Origin of the sequence: Citromicrobium bathyomarinum, assembly GCF_038594485.1 — a bacterium.
Taxonomy (GTDB): Bacteria; Pseudomonadota; Alphaproteobacteria; order Sphingomonadales; family Sphingomonadaceae; genus Alteriqipengyuania; species Alteriqipengyuania bathyomarina_A.
In genome coordinates, this window is record NZ_JBCFZG010000001.1 from 457,135 (window position 1) to 476,937 (window position 19,803).

The 19,803-nt window shown below is 64.6% G+C and carries 16 protein-coding genes; 9 read left to right on the top strand and 7 right to left on the bottom strand.

The window, feature by feature from the left end; translation table 11 throughout:
• Window positions 1-27 precede the first annotated feature (27 nt).
• Window positions 28-876, bottom strand: coding sequence for a metal-dependent hydrolase (locus AAG591_RS02305; RefSeq protein ID WP_342529318.1), 849 nt, complete (start codon window positions 874-876; stop codon window positions 28-30).
• A 131-nt stretch (window positions 877-1,007) separates the two neighbouring features.
• On the opposite strand from AAG591_RS02305, the gene AAG591_RS02310 reads away from it, so the two are divergent.
• Entirely contained in the window at window positions 1,008-1,613 is a 606-nt protein-coding gene (locus AAG591_RS02310; RefSeq protein WP_342529319.1) for a TetR/AcrR family transcriptional regulator, read from the top strand.
• A gap of 123 nt (window positions 1,614-1,736) precedes the next feature.
• Here the strand turns inward: AAG591_RS02310 and ygfZ are convergent, their stop codons facing one another.
• Window positions 1,737-2,492, bottom strand: coding sequence for a CAF17-like 4Fe-4S cluster assembly/insertion protein YgfZ (gene ygfZ / locus AAG591_RS02315; protein ID WP_342529320.1), 756 nt, complete (start codon window positions 2,490-2,492; stop codon window positions 1,737-1,739).
• A gap of 208 nt (window positions 2,493-2,700) precedes the next feature.
• Between ygfZ and pyrC the strand changes: the two genes are divergently transcribed.
• Window positions 2,701-3,738 carry a dihydroorotase gene (pyrC, locus tag AAG591_RS02320; RefSeq protein ID WP_342529321.1) on the top strand — a complete coding sequence of 346 codons (1,038 nt, stop codon included), beginning with the start codon at window positions 2,701-2,703 and terminating at the stop codon, window positions 3,736-3,738.
• Window positions 3,739-3,740: 2 nt separating this feature from the next.
• Here the strand turns inward: pyrC and rarD are convergent, their stop codons facing one another.
• The 3 genes from rarD to AAG591_RS02335 all read right to left on the bottom strand — a co-directional run bounded on the left by rarD (window position 3,741) and on the right by AAG591_RS02335 (window position 7,968).
• Window positions 3,741-4,661, bottom strand: a complete 921-nt coding sequence (rarD, locus tag AAG591_RS02325; RefSeq protein ID WP_342529322.1) for an EamA family transporter RarD — start codon at window positions 4,659-4,661, stop codon at window positions 3,741-3,743.
• Window positions 4,662-4,907: 246 nt separating this feature from the next.
• Entirely contained in the window at window positions 4,908-6,323 is a 1,416-nt protein-coding gene (gene astD / locus AAG591_RS02330; protein WP_342529969.1) for a succinylglutamate-semialdehyde dehydrogenase, read from the bottom strand.
• A 247-nt stretch (window positions 6,324-6,570) separates the two neighbouring features.
• Window positions 6,571-7,968 carry a protein adenylyltransferase SelO family protein gene (locus AAG591_RS02335; protein WP_342529324.1) on the bottom strand — a complete coding sequence of 466 codons (1,398 nt, stop codon included), beginning with the start codon at window positions 7,966-7,968 and terminating at the stop codon, window positions 6,571-6,573.
• Between the two features lie 70 nt (window positions 7,969-8,038).
• Between AAG591_RS02335 and AAG591_RS02340 the strand changes: the two genes are divergently transcribed.
• The 5 genes from AAG591_RS02340 to AAG591_RS02360 all read left to right on the top strand — a co-directional run bounded on the left by AAG591_RS02340 (window position 8,039) and on the right by AAG591_RS02360 (window position 13,806).
• Window positions 8,039-8,926 (top strand): alpha/beta fold hydrolase, encoded by an 888-nt coding sequence (locus tag AAG591_RS02340; RefSeq protein WP_342529325.1) that lies wholly within the window; start codon window positions 8,039-8,041, stop codon window positions 8,924-8,926.
• Window positions 8,926-10,080, top strand: coding sequence for a glycosyltransferase family 4 protein (locus AAG591_RS02345; RefSeq protein ID WP_342529326.1), 1,155 nt, complete (start codon window positions 8,926-8,928; stop codon window positions 10,078-10,080). The genes AAG591_RS02340 and AAG591_RS02345 overlap by 1 nt, the downstream gene beginning before the upstream one ends.
• Window positions 10,081-10,210: 130 nt before the next feature.
• Window positions 10,211-11,005 (top strand): tetratricopeptide repeat protein, encoded by a 795-nt coding sequence (locus AAG591_RS02350; RefSeq protein ID WP_342529327.1) that lies wholly within the window; start codon window positions 10,211-10,213, stop codon window positions 11,003-11,005.
• Between the two features lie 36 nt (window positions 11,006-11,041).
• Window positions 11,042-12,382, top strand: coding sequence for an outer membrane protein assembly factor BamB family protein (locus AAG591_RS02355; RefSeq protein ID WP_342529329.1), 1,341 nt, complete (start codon window positions 11,042-11,044; stop codon window positions 12,380-12,382).
• Window positions 12,383-12,441: 59 nt separating this feature from the next.
• Entirely contained in the window at window positions 12,442-13,806 is a 1,365-nt protein-coding gene (locus tag AAG591_RS02360) for a methyltransferase family protein (protein ID WP_342529331.1), read from the top strand.
• A 9-nt stretch (window positions 13,807-13,815) separates the two neighbouring features.
• Here the strand turns inward: AAG591_RS02360 and AAG591_RS02365 are convergent, their stop codons facing one another.
• Entirely contained in the window at window positions 13,816-15,186 is a 1,371-nt protein-coding gene (locus AAG591_RS02365) for a glutamate--cysteine ligase (RefSeq protein ID WP_342529332.1), read from the bottom strand.
• Window positions 15,187-15,227: 41 nt separating this feature from the next.
• Window positions 15,228-15,995, bottom strand: coding sequence for a 16S rRNA (uracil(1498)-N(3))-methyltransferase (locus tag AAG591_RS02370; protein ID WP_342529333.1), 768 nt, complete (start codon window positions 15,993-15,995; stop codon window positions 15,228-15,230).
• Between the two features lie 40 nt (window positions 15,996-16,035).
• Here AAG591_RS02370 and ubiA point away from each other — a divergent pair, with 40 nt between their 5' ends.
• Both ubiA and AAG591_RS02380 read left to right on the top strand, forming a co-directional pair.
• A complete protein-coding gene (ubiA, locus tag AAG591_RS02375; protein WP_342529334.1) occupies window positions 16,036-16,959 on the top strand; it encodes a 4-hydroxybenzoate octaprenyltransferase in 924 nt (307 codons plus the stop codon).
• 49 nt (window positions 16,960-17,008) lie between these two features.
• A complete protein-coding gene (locus AAG591_RS02380) occupies window positions 17,009-19,780 on the top strand; it encodes an ATP-dependent DNA helicase (protein WP_342529335.1) in 2,772 nt (923 codons plus the stop codon).
• Window positions 19,781-19,803 lie beyond the last annotated feature (23 nt).

A 19,803-nucleotide genomic window follows, 5' to 3' on the forward strand; every position in this document is an offset into this window, starting at 1 on the left:
GACCTGCCGCCGCCGTGTCGCGCTGCTTCAGGCGGGAAGCAGCGCGTCCTGATAATCGCCCTCGTACTTCCCGATCAGCGCGCGGTCGTCGTGATCCCACGGGTGGAAGCCGGGCTTGAAATAGCCGAGCCATGCGGGGAAGATGCGCCGCAGTACCCCCGGCTTGCCGAAAAGGTACTTTGTCAGCCCCCAATGCGCGCGCCAGCCGGTGATCCCGTCCTGTGCAAGCAATTCGGTGGCGTCTTTCCAGCGGTTGTTGAGGAAACGCTGGGTGACGATCATCATGATGATCGTGCGGCGCATCCAGCGTTTGAAACCGCTCCATTCGCGCGTTGCGTGGTTCCAGGTGTCGTAGGCGACGCCCTTGTGCTCGATCTCCTCGACCGCGTGCCATTCCCACATCCTGCGCACCTCGGGGTCAGAGTCCGCGAAATGCTGCGGATTGGCGAGGAATTCGTGCGCCATCATCGCGGTATAATGCTCCAGCGCCATGGTCACGCCCAGCTTGGCGATCGCGGGCTTTCCCTTCGCGAGGTCGAGCAGTTGGGCGGTGCGGCGGTCGATCATGTCCATATCGTAGCCTGCGTCCGCCGCGAGCCGGTTGAACGCGACATGCTCGCGCGTGTGGTTGATTTCCTGCTTCACGGATGCCCGGATTTCGGCGGCAAGCCTGGCATCGGTGCCATCGCGGAAGGCCTTCACCGATTCGATGAAGAAGGCTTCGCCGCGCGGGAACGTGCCCGACAAGGCGTTGTGCCAGGCGGTGCCGAAAGGCTCGCCTGCCCACCAGCGCGAAGGGGTGTTGGTGCGATTGAAGCGCTCGTCGCGAACGGTAATCTCAGGGTTCGCGGTCAGGGTCGTGTCGTGTGCGGTCATGATGAACCTTCCGTCTTCCGTAACGTCCATTGTTTCGCTGGATAATAACTTACACCAATGTCAGTAAGATGAACGGTAATGTCAATAGGAGGTTCCTTGCTGCGCAGGCCGCAGCGCATTACCAAGCTGCGATGGCAACTCGTAAACGTCTGAGCCCCGAGGAATCGCGTGCGGGGGCACTGGAAGCGGCGCGCAATCTTTTGATCGAGGCAGGCCCACAGGCGGTCACGCTCAAAGCGGTCGGCGCGCGGGTGGGGCGGACGCACGCCAACCTGCTGCATCATTTCGGGTCGGCGGCAGGACTGCAGAACGCGCTGGGAGTCTATCTGGCGGAATCAGTGTGCGATCGAATCGCCGATTCCATCCGGGCAAGCCGCGAAGGCACGGCCTCACCGCGCGACATCGTGGATCAGGCCTTCGACGCGTTCGACCATGAAGGCGGCGGCGCGCTGGTGAGCTGGCTGCTGGCGACCGGGCAGGAGGATGCGCTGGAGCCGTTCACGATGGCGATCCACGAAATGATCGAGCAGGTGCATCGCGAAGAGATGGGCGCGGACCACCCGGCGGATCGCGAAGCGCTCGAATCGACGCTGGTCGTGGTCCTGTTGGCGCTGGGGCAATCGCTGATCGGCCCGCCGCTCTCGGCTGCGTTGAAGCTGCCCGATAATGTTGCGCGCGATGTTGCCGAGAAGCTCGTGGTCGAATCGCTGGCGCAGGCCCGGGGGACGGGCGTTTAAGTCGATTTTCCCCTTCTAAGGGGAGAGCTACTCGGCAGGGTCTTCGTCACCCTGAACTCGTTTCAGGGTCCAGTAGGCCTCCTGCAGCGTCGATTCGGTGGGCAGGAGGACCGCGCCTGGGCGCTACTCCGCTGCTTCTAAACGCATCCAGCCGGGCACCACGTCGGCGGGAATATCGCTCACCCGCAGGTGATCGACTGCCAGCCCGAGGTCGGGATAGGCCACCTTGCGGCGCTTTGCCTCGGAGCGGTCGAGTGGGACGACGATTAGCCGCCGGTTGACCTTCTGCCGCCAGTTCATCCGCGCGGTGTTTTCCTGCCCGATATAGCAACCTTTTGAGAAGCTTACGCCGTGAAGCTCGACGGCGTTGGTTTCCAGCCACAGGGTGTCGCCCAGCTCGGCCTGACCCTCGGGCACGCCGAGAGAGAGGCGATGTTCGCGCCATGCGGCATCCGCTGGCTCGCCCTCGTCTGCTGCCCCGAGCCAGCGCTGGCCGAGGGTAGGGAGGCGAGGATCGAGCGGGTGTGCGCCGTCCGCGTCGGCGCTCCAGTGCACGGCCAGGCTTTCGTCGCGCGCGATCTCGATCTTGCGGCGCAGGCGATAGAGCGAGAGGCGCTTTGCCAGATCGTCCGCCACCGCCCCCTCGCAATCGATCAGGATGGTGTCGCCATGCTCACCGGTCGGGCCGGGCCATACGATCATGTCGAACATCGTCTTGCCCTGCGCGCTCAGCAGCGCGGCATAGGCGGGCAGGGCACCGGTTACGTCGTTTGTCAGCAGGCCCTGGAGAAACGCGGCGACATTCTCGCCTTCGTCGAGCGGGCTGAGGCGAATCACGGCGCGGTCGGCCAGAAGCGTGGGCGTTTGCGGTGCTGTCATGCCCGTGGAGATAGGTGCGGTGCCTGCCCCATGCCAGTGCGCTGTCCTACTTGCGGCCGCACCCGTAGGCTTCTTGCCATGCAATGCTGCCCCTCATTTTCCGCGCCTGTGCGATGGCACGAAACGCGGCTGCTTTTTTGCTCCCTGGACACTGTGTCAGGTGTGTCAGGGCTCCCCTGTCGGCGATGGTTCGGCTAGAGCGCGCGGCATGACCGAAACGCTGACGATCCTCCGCCCCGACGACTGGCATGTGCACCTGCGCGATGGCGCGATGCTGCAAAGCGTGGTGGGCGCAACCGCGCGCCAGTTCGGCCGTGCGATCGTGATGCCCAATCTCACCCCGCCGGTGACGACGGCTGCGCTGGCGTGGGCCTATCGCGACCGGATCATGGCTGCGCTGCCCGAGCGTGCGCAGTTCACTCCGCTGATGACCGCCTACCTGACCGACGATACCGATCCGGCCGACCTCATCGGGGGCTTTCGCGATGGAGTATTCACCGCCGCCAAGCTCTACCCCGCGAACGCGACGACCAACTCGGCGCATGGCGTGACCGATATCGGGAAGCTGCGCCCGGTGTTCGAAGCGATGGCAGAGGCGGGCATGGTGCTATGCGTCCACGGCGAAGTGACCGATGCAGACATCGACATCTTCGACCGGGAGGCGGTGTTCGTCGAAACCGTGCTGGCGCCGCTCCACCGCGATCTGCCGCAGCTGAAAATCGCGTTCGAGCATATCACCAGCCGCCACGCGGTCGATTTCGTGGAAAGCGCGGGCGAGAATGTCGGCGCGACGATCACGCCGCATCATCTGCATATCAACCGCAACGCGATGCTGGTCGGAGGGATGCGCCCGCACCACTATTGCCTGCCGGTCGCCAAGCGCGAGGAGCACAGGTTGGCGCTGCGGAAAGCGGCTACTGGCGGATCGGCAAAGTACTTCCTGGGCACCGACAGCGCGCCGCACGAACAGCACGCCAAGGAAAGCGCATGCGGTTGCGCGGGCATCTATAACGCTCCGCACGCGCTGGAGGCCTATGTGCAGGTCTTCGACGAGGAAGACGCGCTCGACCGGTTCGAGGGCTTCGCGTCGCTCAACGGGCCGCGCTTCTACGGGCTGGAGCCGAATGCCGACAGCGTGACGCTGGTGCGCCGCGAGCAGGTGGTGCCGGAGAGCATTCCGGCGGCGGACACGCAGGTGGTGCCCTTCATGGCGGGCAAGACGATCGGCTGGAGCTTTGTTGACTAGCGTCAGGTGGGGCGCGTCGGGGCGGGCGCGCGGCGTTTCGCCAGCAGGTCCCAGATGAAGATCGCCGCCGCGACCCAGATGCAACCGAAGCAGAATGCCTGCGCCGGGTGCAGTTCCTCGCCGAAGACGGTCAGGCCGAGGACGAAGACGATGCTGGGCGCAAGGAACTGGACGAAGCCGAGCGCGGAGTAGTCCATCCGCCGCGCCGCGATGGCGAACAGGAGCAGCGGAAAAGCTGTGAGTGCCCCGCCGAGTGCAATGGCAAGGCTCAGCCCCAGGTTGTCGCCGAAGGACGATCCCGCGGGGCTCGCCGCGAACCACGCCGCCACGCCCAGTGCGGGCAGCAACAGGATCGCGCTCTCGATGGTGAGGCCGGGCAGCGCGCCGACGCTCACCTGTTTGCGAAGGAGACCATAGGTGCCGAAACTGAAGGCCAGCGTCAGGCTGATCCACAAGGTGGTCAGCGCCCCCGCGGCCAGCACTGCGATACCGACGCCTGCGAGAGCGACCGCGATCCACTGCGCGCGGCTCAGCGTCTCTTTGAGCAGCATTGTGCCCAGCAGCACGTTGACCAGCGGGTTGATGTAATAGCCAAGGCTCGCCGCGTAGACCTGGTTCTGCTGGATCGCCCATACGTAGACGACCCAGTTGACCCCGATCAGGATCGCGCTGGCAGCGAGCACCAGTACTGCGCGCCGATCCCTGAGCGCCTCGCGAATGGCTGGAAACTGCCCGCGGAAAGCGACGATCAACAGGCAAATCGGCAGGGTCCAGATAATTCGCCAGCCGACGAACTCGAACGCGGGCACCTGCTTCACCAGCAGCAGGTACAGCGGCATGAAACCCCACAGGACATAGGCACCGATCGCGTGCGGCACGCCGGAGGGTGCAGCGGTCTGGGGGAGAGGGGATTCGTCGCTCACCGAGCGCACCTAGGCCTGTACGAAAGCCTGAACAAGTGTTGCCGACCGTTCACATTAAACCGTCTAAACATGAACAGACAGAGTGATTCGGCGCGGACATACGTTGTAGCCCCCGCGAATGAACGCTCGGCAACATTTACGATCTTTGACTGTCGCTTGGCGGGGGTCGGAGCGCGGCGTCCCACCAGCGTCGCGGAAAGCGCCCCGGCCACACCCGTGCCGGGGCGTTTTCACTTGTCCGCGATGTCAGTCGATTTTGAACCCTACGCCCAGGCTCGCTCGCGGCTGTTCGACCTCGGTGCTGGCCACCGGGTAGGCGCAATAGTCGGCAGCGTAGTAGGCCGCCGGTCTGTGATTGCCAGAGAGGCCCAACCCGCCGAAGGGTGCCTTGGAAGAGGCCCCATTGGTGGGCTGGTTCCAGTTGACGATCCCTGCGCGGATGTTGGCCCAAAAGTGATTGTAATCCTCCGGCGAACCACCGATCAGCGATGCAGAAAGCCCAAATCGCGTATTGTTCGCCTCGGCGATCGCGTGGTCGAGATCGGGCACTTTGATCACCTGCAACAGCGGGCCGAACAGCTCGACATCAGGACGCTCTTCCATCGCAGTCGTGTCGATCAGCGCGGGCGCGACGAACGGCGCATCCTCGCGAATCCGGCGCAGGTGCCGGATCGCCTTGCCGCCATTGGAAAGCAGGTAGAGGAAGCTTTCGGTCAGCTGGTCCGCTGCCTGGTTGTCGATCACGCAGCCCATGAAGGGCTGGGGCTCTGCAAAAGGCTCGTCGACGATGATCTTCGCCGTCAGGTTCTTCACCGCCTCCACGGTGGCGTCGTACATTTCTTCGGTCACGATCAGCCGGCGTGCGGCGGTGCAGCGCTGCCCGGCAGTGGTGAAAGCGGATCGGATGATCAGCAGCGCCGCATCCTCCACCTTGGGCGTCTTGGTGACGACGATCGGGTTGTTGCCGCCCATCTCCAGCGCAAGGATCTTGCCCGGATTGGTCGCGCATTTGCGATTGATCGCGATCCCCGCCTGCGCGCTGCCGGTGAACAGGATGCCGTCTACATCAGGATGCGCGACCAGCGCCTTGCCTTCGTCCGGCCCGCCGACGACCAGCTGGATCACATCGCGGTCGATCCCGGCGCGGTGGAAGCATTCGACCAGCAATGCGCCGACCGCAGGCGTTTTTTCGCTCGGCTTGAACAGCACCGTATTGCCCGCGATCAACGCGGGCACGATGTGGCCGTTGGGAAGGTGCGCGGGGAAGTTGTAGGGGCCGAGCACCGCCATGATGCCGTGCGGTTTATGACGGAGCGCTGCGCTCCCGCCGAGCGCGCTGTCGAGCTTTTTCTGCCCGGTGCGTTCCATATACGCCGAGATCGAGATTTCGACCTTGTTGATCACCGCCTCGACCTCTGTCTTGGCTTCCCACAGGGGCTTGCCCGTCTCGCGGGCTATCAGTTCGGCAAAGTCGTCTGCGGCGGCGCGCACTTCGTTGGCGAAGCGGCGAGCCATTTCCATGCGATTGGCGACCGGGCGAGAGGCCCACCCCGGAAAGGCGGCACGCGCCCGTGCCACCGCTTCATCGACATCGCAAATATTGCCGCGCCACAGTTCTTCGCCGGTCGCGGGCTGGAAGGAAACGATCTCGGACTGGGGCAAGTTAAGCAACCTCTCTCGGGAAAGCAGCGCGTCTTTGCTGCACGGGCCTATAGTTAACTCGTGTCAGGAACTTGGGGCTTCTAACCCGAGCGGCGTATCGGTCAATGCTCGCCAGGGTGGGGCGCCGGTAACGATGATGGCTCGTCGGCATGATCGGAAATTGGTGTGCAAAAAAAGGAGATAAAGAGGCACGTCGGTTTTGTGCCGGTTAGCAACGAAGTCGGACCGCTTCCGGTATCGTTAGCGTTCAGAGATGCCCAGCAGGCACGGGCGCGTTACCATGAGCCTCGCCCATCCGTCTGAGCGCGGCGACCTTGTCGTATAGGGGTTGCCAGTCGTCGCGTTCGTCGATGGAAGACCAGATTGCTTCGACCTCGTCGATCAGCATGCTCTGCGGGGTTGCTTCGCTCCAGTACGGGTGATCGGCCGGGGTGCCCTCGTAGCTTTCGATGACCGGAGCGAGATCGCCCTTCGCGTTCCGCCCCCCTCGATGGGTGTGGAAGAACGCATCGGGCTGTGCACCGCTCTCTCGCATCTGACGCTCGCACGCGGCGATGAGGGCGGAATCCTGCTCTTCCCCGCGCGATTCTAAACCAAGACGCCAGAGCCAGCGCCCGCGAAGATGCTCGCCGTACAGCGGGCCGAACCGTTCGAGCGCGGCGATCAGCCCTTGTGATGGGGCAATCAGTCGCAGCGCGGTGGCCAGCTGCGCACAATTCCATCCCAGTGCCTCGGGCTGGCGACCGAATGCATACAGGCTGCCATGGTCGAAATACGCTGCGGTAAAGCCAGGCTCCCATCGCGGCAGCCAGCGCCAAGGCCCGTAATCGAAACTCTCGCCCGAAACATTCATGTTGTCGGTGTTGAGGACCCCGTGGACGAACCCCGCAACCATCCAGCTCGCGGCGAGATCGGCGAGGCGTTCGACCACCTGATGCAGCAATCGCACAGCAGGGTCCTCGCGATCGGGTGCTTCGTCTGGCGGAGGAGGACCGGGAAATTGGGTGAGACAATATTCGACCAGCTGCCGCATATGCTCGGGCTCATCGTACGCGAGCAGGCGCTGGAACGTGCCGATGCGGATATGCCCATGGCTGAGCCGGGTGAGCACGGCCGATCGGGTGGGGGAAGGTTCGTCACCGCGCCACAGCTCTTCTCCGGTCTCGACGATGGAGAAGGTCTTCGAAGTATCGACGCCGAGCGCCTGAAGCATCTCGGTTGCAAGCAATTCGCGCACGGCGCCCTTCAGCGTCAGCCGTCCATCGCCCGCCCGGCTGTAGGGGGTCTGGCCGGATCCTTTCGTCCCAAGGTCCAGGAGGCGCCCGTCGTTCGCGCGCAGTTGCGCAAACAGGAAACCGCGTCCGTCACCGATGTCCGGATTGTATACCCGGAACTGGTGCCCGTGATAACGCAGCGCGAGTGGCTGCGGGAGGTTTCCCGGCAAAGGTTCGAACCGCCCGAAATGCGCCAGCCACTCTTCATTGCCCAGCGTGTCGAGGCCGACTGTCCGCGCCGCGCGATCGTTTCGCCACCCTAGCTGGGTGGCGGGAAAATCGGCAGGCTCGACGGGATCGGCGATCCACCCGGCCAGGGTGGTTATCGGTGGAACGCTATCTTCGTGGTGTGGTTGCGGTTTTTCGGACATCGCGGCAATAGTGGGCGCGCGCGGGCATCCGTGCAACCGAACCTTCCCCCGCAAATCCCGAAAGAGGGCCATGGATCAGCGCTTTACCGATGGTTTCTGGCACAGTGCCGACGGCCTGAAGCTGCATTACCGGGATTACCCCGGCGGTTCCGAGGGGCAGCCGCCGATCGTGTGCATGCACGGGCTCACCCGCAATGCGCGCGATTTTGCGGGTCTGGCCGAGCGTCTTTCACCCGAATGGCGGGTCATCGTCCCTGAAATGCGCGGTCGCGGAGCGAGCGACTACGCCGAGCATTCGGACAGCTACAATCCGCTGCAATATGTCGAGGATGTCGAAACCCTGCTGAGCGGACTCGGCATCGACCGGTTCGTAGCTATCGGAACCTCCCTCGGCGGCCTTATGACGATCCTGCTGGCAAGCCGGGGTGCGGAGCGGATTGCGGGTGCGGTTCTGAACGACATCGGCCCGGAGATAGAGCCAGAAGGCATCGACAAGATCCGCGGCTACGTTGGCCAGGCACGCAGCTTCCCGACCTGGATGCATGCGGCCCGCGCGCTCGAAGAGGTGCATAGCGACGCACACCCCGGTTTCGAGCTTGAAGACTGGCTCGCTGCGGCCAAGCGCACGATGGTTCTGGGCCAGCATGGGCGGATCAGCTTCGATTACGACATGGCCATTGCCGATGCATTCCGCGAAAGCGACGACACGGCGGGCGCACCTTCCGCAAACATGTGGCTGGCATTCGAATCTCTCGCGCAGACACCGCTCCTGCTGGTGCGCGGAGAATTGTCGAACCTTCTTTCACAGGACACGGTCGAGCAGATGCAGACGCGTAACCGGGGTATGCAGGTGGTCGAGGTTCCGCTGACGGGACACGCCCCCACGCTGGACGAACCCGAGGCAATCGCCGCCATCGATGCGCTGCTGGCGCAGGTCAGGGCACGGGAAATCGCCTGATGTCGGCGCTGACGCGTGACGGGGCACCGCGCGTGCTCCATCTCCATTCGACCTTTGCTGCGGGCGGCAAGGAGCTGCGTTGCGTCCAGCTGATCAACGCCTTCGGGAGCAAGCTCTCGCATGCGATCGTATCCGCCGATCCCAATGCTTATGGTGCCGCAGAACACATCGCGAAGGGCCGCGATGTCATCTATCCGCGCAACTTCCCTTCGCTGTCGGGCAAACCGTGGCCGAAGCGGCTGCGTGCGCTGGCGGCCGCGATGAAGCCATACGACCTCGTCCTCACCTATAACTGGGGCGCGATGGACGCCGTCATGGCGCATACCCTGTTCAGGGACGCGATGGATTTGCCGCCGCTGATCCATCACGAGGACGGTTTCAACGAGGATGAGCAGGATGGGCTCAAACCATCGCGGAACTGGTATCGCAGGATCGCGCTGGGCAAGGCGAGCGGTCTGGTGGTGCCTTCGGAGGTGCTCGAAGGAATTGCGCTGCAGACGTGGCAGCAGCCGATCGGGCGGGTCAAGCATATCCCCAACGGGATCGACACCAAGGGCTTCGTCGCCAATCCGCGTCCCGACGCGCTGCGTGGCGTAATCAAACACGAAGGCGAAAAGTGGGTCGGCAGCGTAGCCGGGCTGCGCGCGGTAAAGAACCTTACCGCGCTTGTGCGCGCGGTCGCGCGCTTGCCGGAAGAATGGCAGCTGGTGATCGTCGGCGACGGGCCGGAGCGTGACGCGATCCGCGATGCTGCCGATGCTGCCGAAATCGCGCATCGCGTCCACTTGCCCGGTTTCGTTGCCAAGCCGAAAACGTTTCTGGGCCTGTTCGACATATTCGCACTATCTTCGCGATCCGAACAATTCCCGCTTTCGGTGGTCGAGGCGATGGCTGCCGGCTTGCCGGTCGCCGCGCCCGCGGTGGGGGACATCGCTGCGATGGTGGCAGAGGAAAATGCGCCTTTCATCGTTCGCCCTAACGACCAGGATGCTTTGTCACAGGCGCTGCTGACCCTCGCAGCGGACGCGGATCGGCGCCAGACGATCGGCCAGGCCAATCGCGCCAAGGCGCGCGCGCAATTCGACGAGGCGAAGATGCTCGCCACCTATCGCCGTCTCTACGCCAGCGCACTGGGTGGCGGGACGCTCGATTGAACCCCCAACCGGCGGTTGTTTTCATCGACCGTTCACCCGCCGTGCTGTTGAGTCGCCACTATTGAATTGACAGCGCCATGGTTTAAAGACCCGCGCCAATCCCGGCAGTTTCTACAGAAAGTACCCAGGCGTGGCCCTGTTACCCACTCCCAACAGCGCATCAGCAGCAGACCGCAAGGCCAAGGCACGAGCGGCAGAGGACGACGCCCTGCTTCGCGAGGTCGACGATGCGGTCCGTAGCGATCAGTATCTCGGCATCTGGCAGAAATACGGGCTCTACATCGTGGGCGCTATCGTGCTCGCCCTGCTGGTGTTCGCGGCGGTACTTTTCTTCGGTCACCGTAGCGAAGGCTCGCTGGAAGCTGATTCCGAAGTTCTGGTCACCGCCTTGGACAAGGTAGAAGCCAGCAACCTGAAAGCCGCGGATAGCGATCTTGCGCCGCTGGCCAAGGATGGAGAGAGCGGCGCGCAGGCGCAGGCCCTGATGCTGCGTGCGGGGATCGCACTTGAACAGGGTCGCCCGAAGGATGCCGTGGCGATGTTCGAACAGGTCGCCGCGATGGACGATATTCCTGAATCGCTGAGCAACCTCGCCGAACTGCGTGCGGTCCTGGCGAGTTACGACACGATCAAGCCTGCGGAAGCGATCCGTCGCCTGACCCCGCTGGCGCAAGAAGGCGAGCCCTATTTCGGCACCGCAGGCGAAGTGCTCGCGATGGCCTATCTCGACGCTGGCGATAAGAAAAAGGCCGGTGCCCTTTTCGAGAAGATCGCCAGGAACGAGGATGTCGCCGACACCACCCGGGGGCGTGCCCGCCAGATGGCGAGCGTGCTGGGGTTCGATGCGGTTGGCGACGCGGATCAACTGGTCGAGGAATTGGGCGGAGCGACCGGTCGGCGCCCCGCCGGTCCGCAGGGACAGTAAAAGAGACTTATGCCCACGAAGGCGAACAACCGGAGGATGACCTTGCGAGCCATTGGCGCAATCCCGCTATTACTCACCGCTCTTCTCGTCAGCGGCTGCGCGGGCGGCCTGTTCGGCGGTGGCGGTGACAAGAACGTCACCCCGACCGTGGGCGACCGCGTTCCCGTGCTCTCCCGCATCGAAAGCGGCGCGAGTGTCGATCCGGCTCTGGCGAGCGTTTCGGTTGTCCTGCCGCCGGCCAAGGCCAACACGACCTGGGCGATGGCCAGCGGTGTGCCGAGCAAGAGTTACGGCAATCTCGCGCTCTCCACGAATCCGACTCGCGTATGGTCCGCGAAGATCGCCGGTTCGACCAGCAGCCGCCGCCTTGGGGCGTCGCCGGTCGTTTCGAACGGGATACTCTACGCGGTCGACACCGCAGGTGCGGTCCATGCCTTCGATGCGGCGACCGGCGCCAAGCGCTGGCAGTATTCGCTCGATCTTGCATCCGATCTGCGCAATTCGGCCTTCGGCGGCGGTCTCGCCGTCGCGGGCGATCGCGTTTTCGTGACGACGGGCACCGGCATGGTCGTCGCGCTCGATGCGGCCGATGGCAGCGAGGAATGGAAGGTAAAGCCGGCGGGCCCACTGCGCGACGCTCCGACGCTCGCTTTCAATCTCGTGCTGGTGATGACCCAGGACAACCGGATTATCGCGCTGAACCAGAATGATGGCTCGATAAGCTGGCAGGAATCGGGCTCCATCGCGCAGGCCGGCGTATTCGGCGTCGCATCGCCTGCAGCAGGGCAAGGGACCGTCGTTGCAGGCTACAGCTCTGGCGAGCTGATTGCCTATCGCTACGAAAATGGCCGCGTCCTGTGGTCGGATGCGCTGGCACGCACCTCGATCTCGACCGAGGTCGGCAGTCTCACCGATATCGACGCGGATCCGATTATCGACGGCGGGCGTGTCTATGCGCTTGGCCAGGGTGGCCGCATGGCGGCTTACGAACTCGTGACCGGGCAGCGGATCTGGGAAATCAATCTGGCTGGGATTTCTACCCCCGCGCTTGCAGGCGAGTGGCTGTTCACGCTGACCAGCGATGCGCGCTTGCTCGCAATTGCGCGGTCTTCGGGCAAGGTCCGCTGGATCACTCAGCTCGCGCGCTATCGCGACGAGAAGGACCGCAAGGGCCCGATTTTCTGGACCGGCCCGGTGCTCGCCAGCAACCTGCTGTATATCGCGAACTCGCGGGGCGAGCTGTGGCAGGCGAGCGTCGGCGAAGGGTCGGCCACTATGCTGACCGAGCTGCCTGACGGTGTCAGCCTGCCGCCGATCGTTGCGAACGAGACGCTGTACGTGCTCGACGACGGCGGAACGATCACGGCGCTGCGCTAGGCCGGTTTTCGGCCAGCGCATTACCGAGCGTTTAACCATTATGCGCCTATGGCGGCTTCATGCGCGAAGCCGCCAACAGCACGGGCCGGATCGAAGGCCTTCCTCGTAGCGACGTATCGGTCGGGGTAGGGCTCGTCGGGCTGGCCGGATTGCTCGGCTGGATCGTGTTCTGCCGGGCATTTCCGGAGATTGCGTCCGCCTTGAACCTCCCGGTCCCGCATGCGCGACTCGACGGACCTTACGCAGCGCTTTGCGGACTTGTGGCCAGCGGGGTGCCGATGGTCCTGTGGTCGGTTTTCATCGACAAGGTGCACCGCAACCCCACGACCGGCCTGGACTGGGGCAAGCCCGCCAGTGCAGAGGCGACCCGGGCCGTATCGTTCACCAAGCTGACCGGACTGTGGGCGACGTGGGCGGTGCTCGCGGCGATGTATGCGATCGGGCGCTGGTATTGGGACGGGCAATATCTGTTCGCGATGGAAGTGCTCGGCGCGGTGGCGATCCCCGCGCTCGTTCTCTCTATTCCCTACGTCTTCTGGCTCGACCGCCGGATGGTGAACCCGCGCGATGCGACATGGCATTTCGGGGCCTTCCTGCTCGCGCGTGAAGCGTGGGACCGTGACAGGGTCATCGGCCACTGGCGCGCGTGGATCATCAAGGGGTTCTTCGGAGCCTTCATGATCTCGATCCTGCCGGGCGGCTTTGCCGAGGTGGTCAATTCCAACCTCGCCGATCTTGCCCATCAGCCGGGCGCGCTGGCGGTTGCACTGATCGGGCTGCTGTTCGTGATCGACGTGCAGATCGGGACTGTCGGGTACGTTATGACGTTGCGCCCGCTCGACAGCCATATCCGGAGCGGCAACCCATTCCTTGCCGGATGGCTCGCTGCGCTGCTTTGCTACCCCCCGTTCGTTTATGGTGTGATGGAAGCGGGCGGGCTTCTCGCGTATGAATCGAATGCTCCCGGCTGGCAGCACTGGTTGGCCGGAAGCCCTCTTCTGCTTTCGATGTGGGGTGGGTGGCTGGTCTTTCTGACCGGCGTGTACGCGTGGGCGACAGTGGCATTCGGCCTGCGGTTCTCAAACCTGACCTATCGCGGCGTCATTACGAACGGCCCGTACCGCTTTACGCGCCATCCCGCCTATCTGGCGAAGAACACCTTCTGGTGGAGCGCGTCGCTGCCTTTCCTTGTCACCGATGGCGGCCCGATGGAGGCGTTGCGCAATGTGGTGGGCATCTCGCTGGTCTCGGGCATCTACTATTGGCGCGCCCGTACCGAGGAGGCGCACCTGCTGCGCGAGGACGCCAAGTATCGCGAATACCATGCGTGGATGAGCGAGCATGGCATCATCACCGCGCCGCTCGCGGCTCTCAGCAGAGCAATCACTCGTGGACGTAGAGAGTCTCTGCAACCTGCGGAGTAAGCGCGCAGCCTAGAAGCTGTACTTGTAGACCCGGCTGATATCGCCGCCCCATTCTCCATTATAGCGATCGAGCATGCGCTGGGCGGGCGATTTCCCGCTCTCGACGATCTCGTCGAGCGTCTGGAGGAAACCGGTCTCGTTGTCGCCGCCGGTGTTCAGCCGTGCGCGTGCAGTCAGCCCCGACCGCGCGATCGCCAGTACATCCTTGCCGAGGTCCTGCAAGGTGCGTCCGCCCGGCACGCTCGCCGCCAGACCTTCCTGTGGCACCGCATTGCGCAGCGCTTCGCGCTCTTCCATCGTCCAGTCCTTGACCAGATCCCACGCCGCATCGAGAGCCTGGCTGTCGTACAGCAGGCCGACCCACAGGGCGGGCAGGGCGCATATGCGGCTCCACGGGCCACCATCGGCGCCGCGCATTTCCAGGAAACTCTTGAGCCGTACCTCGGGGAAGGCGGTGGAAAGGTGATCCCACCAGTCGCTCTGCGTCGGTTTCTCGCCCGGCAGGATCGACAGCTTGCCCTCGAGGAAATCGCGGAAGCTGAGACCTGCGGCGTCGAGGTATTTCCCGTCGCGGAAGACGAAGTACATCGGCACATCGAGCATGTAGTCGACATAGCGTTCGTACCCGAAATCCTCGTCGAAGACGAAGGGCAGCATTCCGGTACGGTGCGGGTCGGTGTCCGACCAGATATGGCTGCGGTAGCTCAGATATCCGTTGGGCTTGCCCTCGGTGAAGGGCGAATTGGCGAACAGCGCGGTCGCGAGCGGTTGCAGCGCGAGGCCGACGCGGAATTTCTGCACCATGTCGACCTCGCTCGAATAGTCGAGGTTCACCTGGATGGTGCAGGTGCGCAGCATCATGTCGAGCCCGAGCGTGCCGACGCGCGGCATGTGCCGCATCATGATCTCGTAGCGGCCCTTGGGCATGATCGGCAGGTCTTCGCGGGTCTTGTCGGGCCACATGCCAAGACCGAGGAAGCCGACTCCGCAACGCTCGCCGATCTCTTTCACCTGGCTGAGATGACGCCCGGCTTCGTTGCAGGTCTCGTGCAGGTTTTCGAGCGGTGCACCCGAGAGTTCGAGCTGGCCCGCCGGCTCCAGGCTGACCGTACCATCTTCGCCGCGCATGGCGATAACCTTGCCGCCCTCCTCGACGGGCTCCCACCCGAAATCCTTCAAATTCATGAGGATATCGCGGATACCGCAGGGTTCGTCGTAGGATGGGGCGTGGAAATCGCTGCGCTTGTAAACCAGCTTTTCGTGCTCGGTGCCGATGCGCCAATTGGCCTTCGGCTTCTCACCCTGCTGCATCGGTGCGACCAGCTGGTCGCGGCTTTCGATGATCGGATCATCTTCGTTCGATGCGTCGCGCGTGCTCATGTCGGTGGCGATAGGAAACCGATCGCCGGGATGAAAGAAATTTATTCTTCGCTGCCCGCAACACGATTCCAGTCGCCAGCCTGCGCCATCCATAACGCGGTAGCTGCAATCGCAGCCGTTTCACCCCGGAGGATGCGCGGGCCGAGCGTGATGGGAATTGCCTGTGGCAGGGACCGTATTGCCTCGCGCTCTGCGTCGTCGAACCCGCCTTCGGGGCCGATGAGAATCGCAGCGGGCGAACCATGCTTTGCAAACGCACTGGCTGCTTCCTCGCCGCCCTCTTCATCGGCGAAGAACAGCGTGCGGTCCTGGGGCCAGCTAGCCAGCAGTGCGTCCAGCTTTTGCGGAGAATCCAGTTCGGGCAGGGCGGTGCGCGCGCATTGTTCGGCGGCTTCGATCACATTCGCCCGGGCCCGGTCGGGGTTGAGCTTGTCGGCAACGCACCGGCGGGTGACTACCGGGCGGATCGCGCCGACGCCAAGCTCGGTCGCCTTTTCGAGCACGAGATCGAACCGGTCTTTCTTGAGCAGTGCGGGGCACAGCCAGAGGTCGGGTACAGGCTCGCGCGGGCGCAGCAATCGATCGGTTTCGAGGCAGACCGCACGCTTGCCAGGTGCGGTAACATGCGCAGCCCACTCGCCGGTCGCATCGTCGCACAGGATCACCGTGTCGCCCTCTGCGACCCGCATTACGCGAATCAGATAATGCGCCGGGTTCCCTTCGAGTGCGACGCGCATCCCGGCCGCCAGCTCTTGTTCGACGAACAGTCTCGGGGCGCTTTTCGGAGGCCAGGCGGGGGTTGCGGGCATGGCTGTGCAGGTGGCACGCGGCGCGCTAGGGAGCAAGTCCATGAGCAGCAGCGACTCCGCCGAGACGATCGTCCCCGATACCGAACACCGCGGCCTGATCGCGCGTCTGCCACCGCTGCCGCGCGATCTCGCGCAGCTCGCCCGGTTCGATCGGCCAATCGGCTGGTGGCTGCTGTTCTGGCCCTGCGTCGCCGGCGTGTGGCTGAGCGGGGCGGGCTGGCAATGGGCGCTGCTCGCATGGCTGCTACTCGGCAGCATCGCCATGCGCGGCGCAGGCTGCGTTTACAACGACATCACCGATGCAGAGCTGGACAGGAAGGTGGCGCGCACCGCCAGCCGTCCGATAGCGAGCGGGCGGGTGAGCAAGCGGACCGCATGGATCTGGCTGGCGGTGCTCAGTTTCGTTGGGTTGATCGTGCTGCTGCAACTGCCGCTTCGCGCCCAGATCGTGGCGCTGGTCTCCCTGATACTGGTCGCCGCCTATCCGTTCATGAAACGGATCACCTGGTGGCCGCAGGCGTGGCTGGGGCTGACCTTCAGCTGGGGTGCGCTGGTCGGCTGGGCAGTGTTCGGAAGCGACAACTGGGCAGCGCCAATTGCGGTCTATCTCGGCTGCGTTGCGTGGACGGTCGGCTACGACACGATCTACGCGCTGCAGGATCGGGAGGACGATGCGCTGGTGGGCATCCGGTCCTCCGCGCTGCGCATGGGGGGCAAGGTGAAGCAGGGCGTCGCGGGCTGCTATGCGCTGGCAGTTGCCATGTGGGCCATTGGCTTCTGGTTTTTGCGGGCCGATTGGGTGGCATGCATCACGCTGATCCCGGTGGCGTGGCATCTCGGATGGCAGGTGACGACGCTGGACGAGAATGATCCGGCAAATCCGCTTCACCGCTTCCGTTCGAACCGTTGGGCTGGGTTCCTGCTCGCGATTGCGTGCTTCATCGTGGGGAACGCAGGGGTATAATTCGCCCAGCCGTTTACTTTTCGTTCCTCACCCCCGACATTGGCGCGCGATGGCTGCGCCGACCCCAGAACCGCCTGCTTTGCCCGCACTCCACGCCAGCCATGCTGGATTGTGGTTGAGCGCGCCGGGCGGTGTCGCGCAGGAGATCGGCAAGGGGCAGGCGATCAATGCGTGCGCCGATACGCCCGTCCTCATGCTCAATGCGCCGCTGGTCGCTGCACGGCTGGGGTACCCCGACCTTTCGGGTCTCGATCTCCTCGAACTCTACGCCTTCCTGCATCCCGCGCGTTTCTGTGTCCCCACTCCAAAGGGCCTGGCAGCGGCACTGGGAATCGAGCCTCCCGAAGACGATGCGGCGACACCGCTTTTCCTGCGCGAAGCTTTGGTGGCGATGCTCGCCGTCTGCGGTCGGGATGACTGGCAGGAACGGCAAGGTGCGTGGAGCACGTTGCAATCGCTCGCGCGCGCTCGGTGGCCGTGGGCGCAAGTGCTGGCTCCCTTTATACCGAAGCCCGAACGCGCGGAACGTTGGCTGTTCGCGACCCTGCCTGAATGGGAAGAATCGCCCGAACGTCCGCAACCCGCGCAAGTCTCGATCAGCGAGGAAGAAGTGCATGGGCAGCTCGCCCGCCTGACGGGCCAGGGTGCCGAGAAGCGCGAGGGTCAGCGAGCCTATGCGGGCGAGGTTTCCCGCATTTTTGCGCCCCGCGATGCCAAAGGCCGCCCGCACCTGCTGCTGGCGCAGGCGGGCACGGGTATTGGAAAGACGCTCGGTTATCTCTCGCCGGCGAGCGTGTGGGCTGAGCGCTCGCAAGGCACGCTCTGGGTCAGCACCTATACCAAGAACCTCCAGCGCCAGCTGCGGCGCGAGAGTCGGCGTGCGTGGCCGGAGAAGCGCGCAGACGGCAGTGCGCCAGTGGTGGTGCGCAAGGGGCGGGAAAACTACCTGTGCCTGCTCAATCTCGAAGACGCGATGCAGGGCGGGTTCGCCGGGCGCGGCGCGGTGCTGGCGCAGCTGGTCGCTCGCTGGGCGCAATATTCACGCGATGGCGACATGATCGGCGGCGATCTGCCCGGCTGGCTCGGCACGCTGTTCCCACGACGCGGAATTTCGGCGCTTACCGACCAGCGCGGCGAGTGCGTCTATGCGGGGTGCCCGCATTACCGGAAGTGCTTTATCGAACGCGCCGCGCGAACCTCCGCGCAGGCCGACCTGGTGATCGCCAACCACGCACTGGTGATGATCAACGCGGCGCGCGGGCGCCATCACGGCCACCCACCGACACGGCTGATCTTCGACGAAGGCCATCACGTGTTCGACGCCGCCGATAGCACCTTTGCCGCCGCGCTCAACGGCCAGGAAGCGATCGAGCTGCGCCGCTGGATTATCGGGCCGGAGCGCAACTCGCGTGGACGCAGGCGCGGGCTGGCAGCGCGGCTGGCGGACGTCGCATCCTACGACGATGCGGGCGGTGAGGCAGTCGAAGCAGCGATCGAAGCGGCGCAGGCCTTGCCCGCCGATGGCTGGCTGGGGCGGATCGCCGAGGGTGCTCCGTCGGGACCGCTGGAAGAATTGCTCGCGCAGGTGCGCGCAACCGTGTTCGCGCGCGACGAGAGTGGCGGGTCCGAAGCGGGCTACGGGATCGAAACCGAAATTGCCGATCCGCCCGGTGCGCTGGTCGATGCGGCGCAAGATGCGCAGGTCGCGCTGGCGGGCCTCCGCAAGCCGTTGCTGACGCTCGGCCAGCGCCTCGAAGCGGTGATGGAAGACCCACCCGACTGGCTCGACTCGCAGGGGCGGGCACGGATCGAGGGCGCACGCCATTCGCTGGGCTGGCGGATCGATCTGCTCGCCGCATGGGAAGCGCTGCTCGCGCGAATCGGCGGCCCTGCCGACGCCGATTTCGTCGATTGGCTTGCGGTCGACCGGTTCGAGGCGCGCGATTACGATATCGGCCTGCATCGCCGCTGGCTCGACCCGATGAAGCCCTTCGCCAAGGTCGTTCTGGAACCTGCGCATGGCGTGATGCTGACCAGCGCGACGCTGGCGGATCGCGATGCCGAAGGCGAGCCAGACTGGGCGCGCGCCATTTCTGCCAGTGGGGCCGAGCATATCGGGCTGAAACCGCACCTGACCAGCCAGCCGAGCCCCTTCGACTATGCCCGCAATGCCGAGGTTCTGATCGTCACCGACATACGGCGCGGCGATATAGCGGCCTTGGCGGGAGCATATTCGCGGCTGATCGAGGCGTCGGGTGGCGGAACGCTCGGCCTATTCACCGCGATCAAGCGGCTGCGTGCGGTCCATGCGCGGATCGCGGACCGGCTGGCGAGGGCGCGGCTGCCGCTCTACGCGCAGCACGTCGATCCGATCGACACGGGCACGCTGACCGACATATTCGGCGACGATCCGCGCGCCAGCCTGCTCGGTACCGATGCCCTGCGCGACGGGATCGACGTGCCCGGCGACTCGCTGCGCAGCGTCGTGCTGGAGGCGGTGCCGTGGCCACGCCCCACGATCCTCCATCGCGCACGCCGCGCCGCTTTCGCCGAATCCGGAGGTGGGGGCGGGGCATATGACGACCGGATCATCCGTGCCCGGCTGGCGCAGGCGTTCGGACGGCTGATTCGCACGCGGGAGGACAGCGGCCATTTCGTCGTTCTCTCGGCAGCATTTCCCAGCCGCCTGCTCAGCGCCTTTCCCAAGGGTACGCCGATTGAGCGTGTTACGCTGGACGAAGCCGTTTCGCGCCTTGCCGCTGGGCCTCCGGCAAGGCAGGGAGAGATGAAACCCGCCGCCATCGATGCGACGGCGGATTGAGGATGCGGCGATGATGGGGCTGG